This window comes from Kerstersia sp., from assembly GCF_052103615.1.
GTDB lineage: Bacteria > Pseudomonadota > Gammaproteobacteria > Burkholderiales > Burkholderiaceae_B > Kerstersia.
Genome location: NZ_JBQEKA010000002.1, coordinates 58,295 through 70,120 on the forward strand (window position 1 = coordinate 58,295; position 11,826 = coordinate 70,120).

General features: G+C 62.9%; 8 protein-coding genes. 6 read left to right on the forward strand and 2 right to left on the reverse strand.

Annotated features, from left to right (window positions below; translation table 11 throughout):
* Positions 1-91 precede the first annotated feature (91 nt).
* Positions 92-1,396 carry a lysophospholipid transporter LplT gene (gene lplT, locus ACTJGZ_RS00985; protein WP_441661089.1) on the reverse strand — a complete coding sequence of 435 codons (1,305 nt, stop codon included), beginning with the start codon at positions 1,394-1,396 and terminating at the stop codon, positions 92-94.
* 489 nt (positions 1,397-1,885) lie between these two features.
* Here lplT and smc point away from each other — a divergent pair, with 489 nt between their 5' ends.
* The 6 genes from smc to ACTJGZ_RS01015 all read left to right on the forward strand — a co-directional run bounded on the left by smc (position 1,886) and on the right by ACTJGZ_RS01015 (position 10,943).
* The gene (gene smc / locus ACTJGZ_RS00990; protein ID WP_441661090.1) at positions 1,886-5,416 is read left to right on the forward strand and encodes a chromosome segregation protein SMC; all 3,531 of its coding nucleotides are present in this window, start codon (positions 1,886-1,888) and stop codon (positions 5,414-5,416) included.
* A 97-nt stretch (positions 5,417-5,513) separates the two neighbouring features.
* On the forward strand, positions 5,514-6,653 hold the full coding sequence (locus ACTJGZ_RS00995; protein WP_441661091.1) for a cell division protein ZipA C-terminal FtsZ-binding domain-containing protein: 1,140 nt from the start codon (positions 5,514-5,516) through the stop codon (positions 6,651-6,653).
* A complete protein-coding gene (gene ligA / locus ACTJGZ_RS01000) occupies positions 6,650-8,809 on the forward strand; it encodes an NAD-dependent DNA ligase LigA (RefSeq protein WP_441661092.1) in 2,160 nt (719 codons plus the stop codon). Before ACTJGZ_RS00995 ends, ligA begins: the two co-directional genes overlap by 4 nt.
* A gap of 121 nt (positions 8,810-8,930) precedes the next feature.
* The gene (locus ACTJGZ_RS01005) at positions 8,931-9,560 is read left to right on the forward strand and encodes a LemA family protein (RefSeq protein ID WP_441661093.1); all 630 of its coding nucleotides are present in this window, start codon (positions 8,931-8,933) and stop codon (positions 9,558-9,560) included.
* Positions 9,561-9,562: 2 nt separating this feature from the next.
* The gene (locus ACTJGZ_RS01010; protein ID WP_441661094.1) at positions 9,563-10,462 is read left to right on the forward strand and encodes a TPM domain-containing protein; all 900 of its coding nucleotides are present in this window, start codon (positions 9,563-9,565) and stop codon (positions 10,460-10,462) included.
* Positions 10,443-10,943 (forward strand): TPM domain-containing protein, encoded by a 501-nt coding sequence (locus tag ACTJGZ_RS01015; RefSeq protein ID WP_441661095.1) that lies wholly within the window; start codon positions 10,443-10,445, stop codon positions 10,941-10,943. Before ACTJGZ_RS01010 ends, ACTJGZ_RS01015 begins: the two co-directional genes overlap by 20 nt.
* 98 nt (positions 10,944-11,041) lie before the next feature.
* On the opposite strand, the gene ACTJGZ_RS01020 is transcribed toward ACTJGZ_RS01015, so the two are convergent.
* Positions 11,042-11,818 carry a peptidylprolyl isomerase gene (locus ACTJGZ_RS01020; RefSeq protein WP_441661096.1) on the reverse strand — a complete coding sequence of 259 codons (777 nt, stop codon included), beginning with the start codon at positions 11,816-11,818 and terminating at the stop codon, positions 11,042-11,044.
* Positions 11,819-11,826: the final 8 nt, after the last annotated feature.

The window sequence follows — 11,826 nt, forward strand, 5'->3', positions numbered from 1 at the left end:
CTTGCGGCTCTGGGGGCCCCAGGGCCCGGTTAGGGCGGCGGCAGCGGGCGCGTTGGCGGCCTTATCGTTGGCAGCCGTATCGTTGGTGGCCTTATTTCAGGGCCTGGCCGTGGCCGGTCTGGCCGATCTGGGCTTCCAGCGTCGGGTCGCGGCGCAGCATCAGCTTGCAAGTCACGATAATCAGCGTCATCAGGCCGAAGACGGCCAGGCCGAAGATGGTGATGATGGTGTTGATGTGCAGCTGCAGTTTCAGCAGCAGGGTATAGAGCGCCACCATGCAGAGAATATTGATCTGCTCGTTGAAGTTCTGGACGGCGATGGAATGCCCGGCAGACAGCAGCACATGGCCGCGGTGTTGCAGCAGGGCATTCATGGGCACTACGAAATAGCCGGCAGCCGCGCCGATCAGGAACAGCAAGGTATAGACGGTGTAGGGGGCGCTGACCATGGGCATGCACAGCACCAGCAGTCCCATGATGGCGCCCAGCGGCAGCACGACCAGCGATTTCTGCAGCGGCAGGCGGCCCGCCAGAATGGCGCCCACTACGGTGCCAAAGGCGGAAACCCCCATCAGAATGGATGCCTGATCCAGGCGCATGCCCAGGTGGGCCGCGCCCCATTCGATCACGATCAGTTGCAGGGTGGCGCCGGCGCCCCAGAATAAGGTGGTGATGGCCAGCGAAATCCGCCCCAGTTTGTCACGCCAGAGAATGCCCACATAACCGAAAAAGGTGCGCAACAGCACGGAAACCTGGCGCGGCTGCTTGGGGTAGTAATAGCCGGTGTGCGGGATCATCATGTTGCAGCAGGCGGCGCCGATATAGATGAAGACGATACAGAAAATGGCCGCTTCGGCAGGCGTGGAAAGAAAGCTGCCCAGCGGCGTCTGTGCCAGCAGCAGGCTGGAAACATGAGGGGAAATCAGGGCGCCGCCGAGAACCGTGCCAATGATGATGGACGTGACGGTCAGGCCTTCGATCCAGCTATTGCCTTTGACCAGCAGCGAAGGGGGCAGCATTTCGGTGACGATGCCGTATTTGGCCGGCGAATAGGCGGCAGCGCCTATGCCTACCAGCGCATACGCGCCGCAGATCAGCCAGGTTTGCTGCACCGAGGACAGGCCGAAACAGGTATAGGCCAGCATGATGATGCAGCCGACTGTTTTGAGCGCATTGGTCAACAGCATGACCCGGCCCTTGGGAATGGAGTCGGCGAAAGCGCCGACGAAAGCGGCCAGCAGAACGTAAGCCAGGGCGAACCACCATTTCAGCATGGGGGCCATCCAGTCTGGGCCGGACAGTTCCTGAATCAGGGCAAGGGCGGCAATGAAAAGCGCGTTGTCGGCCAGCGATGACAAAGCCTGTGCGGCCATGACCAGATAAAAGCCTCTTTTCAAGCAACTGCTCCCAGATGTGTAAAGTAGTGGTGCCAACGAACGTCAAAGTGTAAACAAATGCTGGTTTGCCCGTCGCTGGTTTTTACGGTAGCGGGACATTTTCGCTGGCTTGCCTCGGGAAGAAAATGCGTCCGGGCGGGCAGGCCGCCGCGCTGGCATCAGGAATTTTTCTGTTCTTTCGGTGAGGGAGTATAGCCCCCATAAAGCGTACGGGTTTTGTCCTTAGGGTCATCCGCAGGCAGGGGCGGCAGACAGGCGGGGCAGCCGTTTTTCAGCCGTCTGGGGCTGGCGGGCTGGGGAGCAGAACGCGCCTGTGTTTCCGGTGGCGTAATAATCCGGTAAAAGAGCGTAAATGTAAGGGGGCGTGTGAGATTTGACGCGGGGGCATGAGGGGCTGCGTTATCATTGCAGATTGGTTCCAATCCCCCTGTGCCACTGCGTGGCGCCGGGCGCTGGAGAACACTATGACCTGCTCCTGGCTTTCATAACGTGCGTCTTACGCAGATCAAGCTCGCCGGCTTCAAATCCTTCGTTGATCCGACGGTGATTCCGGTGCCCAGCCAACTGGTGGGCGTCGTCGGGCCGAATGGCTGTGGCAAATCCAATATCATCGACGCCGTGCGTTGGGTGTTGGGCGAGACTCGCGCCTCTGAATTGCGCGGTGAGTCCATGCAGGACGTCATCTTCAATGGTTCGGGGCAACGCCGCCCGGCCGGCCGCGCCTCGGTTGAACTGGTTTTCAGCAACGATGCGGGCCGAGCGGCCGGGCAATGGAGCACCTACGCCGAGATTGCCGTGCGCCGTGTGCTGACACGCGACGGGGCCAGCAGCTATTTCATCAATAACCAGCAGGTGCGGCGGCGCGACATTCATGATCTGTTCCTCGGGACAGGCCTGGGCGCGCGGGGTTACGCCATCATCGGCCAGGGCATGATTAACCGGCTGATTGAAGCCAAGCCCGAAGAGCTGCGGGTGTATCTGGAAGAGGCCGCCGGGGTGTCGCGCTATAAAGAGCGCCGCCGGGAAACGGAAAACCGTTTGTCCGATACCCGCGAGAATCTGACGCGGGTGGAGGATATCCGCCGCGAACTGGATACCCAGCTGGAAAAGCTGGAGGCGCAGGCCGAGGTGGCGCGCCATTACCGCGCTTTGCAGGAAGAAGGGGAGCGCAAGCAGACCTTTCTTTGGTATGTGCGCGAACAGGCGGCGCGGGAAGAGCAGCGCGGCAGGGCCCGTGAGACCGAGCAGGCCCAGAATGAGCTGGAAGCCGCCATCGCGGCATTGCGCGCGGGTGAAACCGACCTGGAAAGCCGGCGTCAGGCGCATTATGCCGCCAGTGATGCCGTGCATACGGCGCAGGGCAAAATGTATGAAGCCAATGCGCAGGTCAGCACCTTGGAGGCGGAAATCCGCCATGTTGTCGATTCCCGCAATCGTTTGCAGGCCCGTCAGGCGCAATTGCAGGCCCAGATGGGGGAATGGCAAGCGCAGCACGAACATTGCCAAAGCCAGATAGCGGCCACGGAAGACGAGCTGGAAACCGGGGCTGCGCTGGCGGAAGAGGCGCAGATCGCTGCGGTGCAGGCGCAGGATGAATTGCCCGATATCGAGCGCCAGGTGCGTGAAGCGGCTGTCCGCCGTGACGGGCTGCGCGTTGAATTGTCCAAGCTGGAGCAGCAACTGGCCTTGTCGGCGCAGGCGCAGCGCGACGCTGACCGCCAATTGCAGGATCTTGCGGTCCGCCGTGAGCGGCTGGAGCAGGAGTCACGCGGCCTGGAACGGCCTGACCCGCAGCGGCTGGAACAGTTGCGCGGCGAGTGCGAGGTGCTGGAGGCTAGCCTAGAAGAAGCCCAGGCGGTGCTGGCTGAGCTGGAAGTGCGCTTGCCCGAAGCGGATGGGGCGCGTATTCAGGCGCAGGCGGGGGCGCAGCATGAAGCCCAGGCGCTGGCGCGTCTGGAGGCGCGTCATGCCGCCCTGGGCAAACTGCAGGAAGATGTCGAAAAGCAGGGGGCGCTGGCGCCCTGGCTGGCCAAACACGAACTCGATAGCCTGCCGCGCCTGTGGCGCGACCTGAAGGTGGCGCCAGGGTGGGAAACCGCGCTGGAGGCCAGTTTGCGCGAACGCATGGCAGCCTTGCCTGTCAGCCGTCTGGATTGGGTGCGGGCATTTGTGAACGACCCGCCGCCTGCCCGGCTGGCTTTCTATCAGTTGCCAGCCTCGCCGTCGGTCCCGGCCGCCGCAGCAGGGCTGACGCCTTTGGCTTCTTTGTTGCAACTGTCAGACCCGCTGCTGCGGGCCTTGCTGCAGGACTGGCTGCAAGGGGTATTTACGGCAGAGGATATGGAGCAGGCGCTGGCCCGGCGTGGCTCTTTGCCGCCGGGCAGCGTGCTGGTGCTGCGTAGCGGCCATATCGTCGATGCCCATGGTGTGCGTTTCTACGCGGCCGATTCCGAGCAGGCCGGCATGCTGGCGCGGCGCCAGGAATTGGAAAACCTGCAGAAGGAAGCGCGGGCGCAGCGTTTGCTGGCCGATGCCGCTAAAGATCGTGTGGCGCAGGCAGAAGCGGTCTGGCGTCAGGTGGGCGAATCCATGGGGCCGGCGCGGCAGCGCGCCGCGGAAGTGACGCGCCGTCTGCATGACGTGCAGCTCGAATACACGCGCATGCAGCAACTGGCAGCCCAATCGGGCGAGCGGGCCGCGCGTTTGCAGGAAGATTTGGAAGAATTGGCTGCGCTGCAGGAAGAATGGCGCGGCGCGCGGGCGCAAGCCGAAGAGCGTTTCGAGAGTCTGGACGAGGCGCTTGGAGAGCAGCAGTCGCGTTATGCCGACCTGGAAATTGCGGATGAGGGCTTGGCCGCGCGGGCTGACGCGGCGCGCGCGCGGCTGCGCGAGCTCGATAGGCGGGCCCAGGAAGCCCAGTTTGCCGAGAAGGGCCTGAAGGCCCGTCTGGACGAATTGCGCCGCAATTTGCAACTGGCGGTCGAGCAGGTGCGGCGGGCAGGGATAGAACAGGAACAATTGCAACAGGATCTGGCCGTGCTGGATGCGTCCGCGGCCCAGGCCGGTCTGCAGGATGCGCTGGAAGCGCGCGCCGCTGCCGAGGAGGAACTCACCCGGGCGCGGATTGAACTGGACAACCTGGCGGGCATGCTGCGCTCTGCCGATGAACAGCGCATGGTGCGCGAGCGGGCGCTGGACCCTTTGCGCGAAAAAATCACGGCCTTGCAGTTGCAGGAGCAGGCGGCGCGGCTGGCGGTCGAACAATTTGCCGAACAGCTGGATGCGCGCCAACTGGTGCGTGAAGCGCTGGCGCGAGAACTCGATGCGCTGCCGCCGGATTGGCGTAAGGGCAACTGGCTGCAAAGCGAGGTACAGCGCATTTCGCGTCAGGTCGAAAGCCTGGGGGCAGTCAATCTGGCCGCGCTGGAAGAATTGACGACGGCACGTGAGCGCAAGACCTTCCTGGATTCACAGCATGCGGATCTGCTGGAGGCCATCGACACCCTGGAAGATGCCATTCGCCGCATTGACCGCGAGACGCGGCAACTGCTGCAGGAAACTTTCAATATCGTGAATGGTCACTTTGGAGAGCTGTTCCCGCGCCTGTTCGGCGGCGGCGAAGCCAAACTGACCATGACCGGCGATGAAATCCTGGATGCCGGCATTCAGGTGATGGCGCAGCCGCCGGGTAAGCGCAACAGCACGATTCATCTGCTGTCCGGCGGGGAAAAGGCCTTGACGGCGACGGCGCTGGTGTTTGCGCTCTTCAAGCTGAATCCCGCGCCGTTCTGTCTGCTTGATGAAGTGGATGCGCCGCTGGATGACGCCAATACCGAGCGTTATGCCAATCTGGTCAGCAGCATGAGTGATCAAACGCAGTTTCTTTTTATTTCACACAATAAGATTGCAATGCAGATGGCAAAGCAGTTGGTCGGCGTTACCATGCAAGAACAAGGGGTATCGCGTATTGTGGCGGTAGATATCGACTTGGCGGCCAAGTGGGCCGATGGGTCGGCATAGCATACGGACGCAGCCCGGCGGTGCGGGGCGGGAATGAATCAGGTCCGGTATCGGTACCGGATGCGGGATAGACGCCGGAACAGGCGTGGAGTTTGGAATGAGTGATTTACAGATTGGTTTGATTATCCTGGGGCTGCTGTTGATCGGCGTGCTGCTGGCGTTCAACTGGTGGCAGGATCGCCGTGTGCGCCGCCGTATGCAGCAGCAGTTTCAGCCGCCTGCGCACGATCCTTTGCTGGATGCTGAGCAGGGCGCGCGGCTGTCACAGACGGCCGAGCCAGGCATGGGCCAATCTGCCGCAGCGCCAGGCGCCGAGCGGCGTGAACCGGGCATGGGCGGCGAAGCGCCTGCCGGAGAGCAGGCCGCGCCGGCAGCCCCCGCAACGGCGGCGGTGACAGAAGCCGCGGCTGCCGCAGTCATGGCGCGCGGCGCGGCCGATGTGCCGGCAGATAGCGCGACGGAAGCCTTGATTTCCATCAGCTTTGCCACGCCGGTGCCGGGCGCCGATTTGCTGGGGGCCGTGCATCCGCTGCGTCAGCAGGCGCGCAAGCCGCTGCGTTTCTTTGCTTTTTCGGCGCAAGGCACCTTGCGTCAGCATCTGACCACTCAGGATACCTATGCGTCGCTGCACATAGCCGTGCAGCTGGCCAACCGGACGGGCGCCATCAGCCCGGCGGAATGGCTGCAGATCTGGTCGCGTGCCCAGGATGTGGCCAAGCGCTGCAATGGCAAGGCGACCGGGCCTGAGCAGGTGGCGGTACTGGAGCAGGCGGCGCAATTGGACCGTGTGGCGGCCGCGCTGGATGCGGAGCTTAGCGTGACTCTGGCGCTGGCCGAACCGCGCCCGGCGGCAGAAGTGCTGGCCGTAGCGCATGAATTGGGGTTCCAGTCCGCAGGCGGCGTGCTGGCCTGGATGTCAGAGCAAGGCCTGGTGCGTTTCACACTCGCGCGCGGCGATGGCGCCATGTTTGAAATGGGGCAGGCGCCGCTGGCGCATTTGAGCCTGCTGCTGGATGTGCCGCGCAGCCCGGCGGATGAACACGCCTTTGGCCGCATGGTGAAAGTGGGCCGTGACCTGGCGGCGCGTCTGGATGCGCACCTGATCGACGATAATGGCCGGCCGCTGGCGGAAGGCGCCGAGCAGGTGATAGACCAGCAATTGGTGCGTTTGTATATGCAATTGGATAAGGCCGGCCTGACGGCAGGAAGTGCGCGGGCGCTGCGGGTGTTTTCGTGAGTCTGGGTTTGACCTTGGAAGCAGCGCGTGAGCGTGCTGCGGTATTACGCAGGGAAATCGAAGGGCACAATTACCGTTACTACGTTCTGGATGATCCCAGTGTGCCGGATGCCGTCTATGACGGCCAGATGCGTGAACTCGAAGCCCTGGAGGCCGAGTGGGAAGCGCTGCGCACCCCGGATTCTCCGACCCAGCGCGTGGGCGCCACGCCTTCGTCGGCTTTCGGCAGCGTGCGTCATGCGCTGCCTATGCTGTCGCTGGGCAATGCGTTCAATCAGGCAGAGGTCGAGGCTTTTGACCGGCGTGTCACCGATACGCTGCGCGATGCCGGGCAATTGGGCCTGGCGGAAGAACCCGAATATTTCTGTGAAATGAAGTTCGATGGCCTGGCCATCAGCCTGCGCTATGAGAAAGGCGTGCTGACGCAGGCGGCGACGCGCGGCGACGGCTATGAAGGCGAGGATGTGACGCACAATGTGCGCACCATACGCGCCATTCCCTTGCGCCTGCGCGCCAAGGATCAGCCGGTACCCGACGTGCTGGAAGTGCGTGGTGAAGTCCTGATGTTCAGAGAGGATTTCGAGCGCCTGAACCAGGCGCAGCAGGCCCGCAATGAAAAAATCTTCGTCAACCCGCGCAATGCGGCCGCAGGCAGTTTGCGCCAGCTGGATTCCAGCATTACCGCCAAACGCAATCTGCGGTTCTATGCGTACGGTTGGGGCGAGTATCGTGGCGCTGCGAGCGCGGCGGCTATGCCGCCGCAGGGGGATGGGGCGCCTGCCGGCCACAATGGGGATTTGTTTGGCGCCGTGCCGGCCGCGGTGGCCGCGCCCGGACAGGAAACCCTGCCGGCCAGCACGCATAGCGGCATGCTGACCTGGCTGGCTGAACTGGGCTTGCCGGTCAATCAGCGTTACAACCGCACGGCGCGCGGCGTGGCTGGCCTGATGGCGTTCTATGAAGAGATCGGAAACCAGCGCGCTGGGTTGAAATACGATATCGACGGCGTGGTTTACAAGGTTGACAGCCTGCGCAGCCAGCAGACTCTTGGTTTCGTCGCACGCGCCCCGCGTTTTGCGCTCGCGCACAAGTTTCCAGCGGAAGAAGCGCAGACCCGCTTGCTGGATATTGAGGTGCAGGTAGGCCGTACGGGCGCCATCACGCCGGTTGCGCGCCTGGCGCCCGTGTTTGTGGGCGGGGTGACGGTGACCAACGCCACTTTGCACAATGAAGACGAGATCCGCCGCAAAGACGTCATGATCGGCGATACCGTGATCGTGCGCCGCGCGGGCGATGTGATTCCCGAGGTAGTACGGGCTTTGCTGGAATTGCGTCCGGCCGAGGCGCGCGCCTTTGTCATGCCCACGCATTGCCCGATCTGCGGTTCGGCCATAGAACGGCCGGAAGATGAAACCATTGCCCGCTGCTCTGGCGGCCTGTTCTGCGCTGCCCAGCGCAAGCAATCCCTCTGGCATGCCGCCAGCCGCAAGGCGCTGGATATCGGCGGCCTGGGGGAAAAGCTGATCGAGCAGCTGGTGGATGACGATCGCGTGCATTCGCTGGCAGATCTGTTCAGCCTGCGTGCTGAATTGCTGGCCTCTTATGATCGCATGGGCGCCAAGTCCGCCGCGAATCTTGTGGCGGCCATCGACGCCGCGCGGCGCCCCACCTTGGGGCGGTTGATCTATGCGCTGGGCATTCGCCATGTCGGCGAAACGACAGCCAGGGATCTGGCGCGTCATTTCGGCAGCATGGAAGCGCTGGCGCAAGCCGATATCGACGCCTTGCAAGGGGCGCCGGATGTCGGGCCGGTGGTGGCGGCATCCGTGCGCCGTTTCTTTGACGAGCCGCATAACCGCGAAGTGCTCGAAGCGCTCAAGCGTCATGGCGTAGAGCCTCAGCCAGAGGCAGCGCCTGCGTCAACGGGCCTGACAGGCAAGACCTTTGTCCTCACTGGCACCTTCCCGCGCTGGACGCGAGAAGAAGCATCGCAGCGCATTATTGCGGGGGGCGGCAAGGTCAGCGGTTCGGTGTCACGCAAAACGGCTTATGTCGTGGCTGGTGTGGAAGCGGGCAGCAAGCTGGTCAAAGCCAGGGAACTGGGCGTGACGGTGCTGGACGAAGACGAATTGCGTGCCATGCTGGGCGAGCCCTGAATTTTCGCTACATTTTTTTGCGGTGCTTCCGTGTCAATGGGGCGGCCTGGGCCGCCCTTGCGCGGAAATTACCGAATATGATCTTGATATGGGGCCGGTCTTCGGCGCGCAAGGAGTCAAAATGAAACGCATCGTGGCTTTGTGTTCGGTGCTGCTGAGCGCGTTGCTGCTCAGCGGTTGCGGCTATAACGCCATTCAGGCAGCGGACGAAAAGGTCAATGCGGCCTGGTCGGAAGTGCTGAACCAGTATCAGCGCCGCGCTGACCTGATTCCCAATCTGGTCAGTACCGTGCAGGGCTATGCCACGCATGAGCGCCAGGTGCTGACGGAAGTGACCCAGGCACGCTCGCGTGTCGGCTCCATGCAGATCACGCCGGAAATGCTGGAAGACCCTGAGCAAATGGCTCGTTTCCAGGCAGCGCAATCTGAATTGACGTCCTCTTTGTCACGCCTGCTGGTCGTGGCCGAGAACTACCCAGATCTGAAGGCAGACGCGGCGTTCCGTGATTTGCAGGCACAGCTCGATGGTACGGAAAACCGCATTGCCGTTGCCCGTAACCGCTATGTGCAGGCGATCCAGGATTACAACGTGCTGGTGCGCCAGTTCCCGGCGGTCATCACGGCCAAACTGTTCGGCTACAACACCAAGGCCAATTTCAGCGTGGAAAACGAAGCCGAGATTTCGCGCGCGCCTAGCGTGAACTTTGGTTCGGCCCCGGCCACGGAGCCTGCCCGCGGAGCCGCGCAGTGAGCATGCTGGCGCTTCAGGCCGCAGGCGGCGTGCTTAGGCGCTGGTGCGCCGTGTGGCTGCTGTTGTTTGGCAGTCTGCTGCCGGCGGTCGCGCCCTGGGCGGACGAGGTCGCCATCCCTGCGCTGACTGGCAGGGTGCTGGACCGCGCATCGGCCTTGAGCGCTGAACAGCAGCGCAGCCTGGCTGCCAAACTGGCGGCGCTGGAACAGGAAAGCGGCGCCCAGATTGCTGTCCTGATCGTGCCGACGACCGGTGATGACAGTATCGAGCAGTATGCCGCCAGGGCATTCGAGACCTGGAAGCTGGGGCGCAAAGAGGTGGATGACGGCATTCTGGTCGTCGTGGCCAAGGATGACCGCAATATGCGGATTGAAGTCGGCTATGGCCTGGAAGGTGTGGTGACGGACCCGCGCGCCAGCCGCATCATTCGTGAACAGATGGCACCGCGTTTTGCCCAGGGCGACTTTGCTGGCGGCCTGGATGCGGCAGCCGATCAGCTGGCTGTGCTGGTACGGACGGGTGAACTGCCTGCGCCCGCTGCAGCGGCTGAATCATCCGGCGCGGGTGCGGAAGACGGTTCATGGGGCGGTTTGGGTCTGCTGGAAGGCCTGATTCTGTTGGTGGTGCTGATTTTCAAGGCGGTGCCTGGCCCGATTGCCGGCATTGTCATTTATTTCCTGACAGGCAATCTGTGGGTGGCCTTGGGGGCGGTGGTGCTGGTCATGGCGCTCAATCAGGTGCTGCATCGTTCGCAAGGCGCGGCCGTGCGCCGGGGCGGCGCCAGCCGTGGGGGTTTTTCCTCGGGCAGCTGGGGCAGCCGTTCCTCTGGCTCAGGCCGTAGCGGCGGATTTCGGGGCGGCGGTGGCCGCAGCGGAGGTGGCGGTGCATCCGGTCGTTGGTAAATCCCTGCGTGCCCTGGGCTGGAACAATCTGCACGGCCGCTGGCTGATGTCCCGGCATTTCCCGCCGGCGGTGATTCAGCAGCTGGAAGAACGTATCACGGCCAGCGAAGCCCGCCATGGCGGGGAACTGGTGCTGGCTGTGGAACAGGCTTTACCGGATTCCCAGCCGGACGGCGCGGCGCGGGCGCTTGAGATCTTCGGCCGCTTGCGTGTCTGGGATACGCCCCGGCGCACGGGCGTGCTGCTGTATCTCTGCCTGGGTGACCGCCATATCGAGCTGCTCGCCGACCGGGGCGTGAGCGTGACCCGGGAAGACTGGGCCATGTTATGCGCCAGCCTGCGGGCCTATTTGGCGCGCGGCGACTTTGCCGCTGGCCTGGAGCGAGCAATCGCCGGTATCGAAACGCGGCTGGAATATTGCTGCCCGGTCGCGGAACGTGATGACAGCGAAGGTTTGCCTAATAAGCCTGTGATGCTGTGAGGCTGTTAGGCTGTTAACAGCAGGGCCGGGCCTGGCATGAAAAAACCCGGTTGCGGGCTAGCCGCAACCGGGTTTTCAGATCAGGACCGGATCCGGTCTTACTGAATCTTGGCCTTTTCCACCAGGTCTTGCTGGTACTTGGAGAGGGCTTGCTGACGCAGCATTTGTTCGATCTGCGGGCGCACTTGCTCCAGCGGCGGGAATGCCACCGGGCGCACGTCTTCCAGTTCGATGATGTGCCAGCCGAAGTCGCTCTTGACCGGCGCAGCGCTCATTTGGCCCTTTTGCAGGGCGGTCACGGCGTCAGCGAAGGGCTTCACGTAGTTGGTGGCGGCACCCCAGCCCAGATCACCGCCGCGCTGGGCGCTGCCCGGGTCACGCGAGTGCTTCTTGGCCAGATCGGCAAAGCTGCTTTTCTTGTCTTTCAGTTGCTTCAGGACATCCTGGGCGGTCTTTTCGTCTTCGACCAGGATGTGGCGCACCTTGTATTCCTGCTGGTTGCCCTGTTCGGCCTTGACCTTGTCGTACTCAGCCTGGATGGTGGCATCCGTGACAGGGTGCTTTTCCAGGTAATCGTCCATCAGGCCGCGCACCAGGATACCCTGGCGTGCCAGTTCGATTTCCGTCACGATTTCGGGCTTGCTGCCTACCTTGGCGTCCTCGGCAGCTTGCACCAGGACCTGGCGGTTGATCAGTTCTTGCTTGACCTGGTCACGCAGTTGCGGGGAATCCGTCGCGCCCTGGCCGACCAGCAAGGTGATGAATTGGTCGAAGTCTTTCTGGGAAATGGGTTTCCCGTTGACGGTTGCGATGTTCTGGGCATAGATCGGCGCCGAAATGGCGGCTGCTGCGAGCAGTACGGCAAAGCGTTTCATGAAGATCC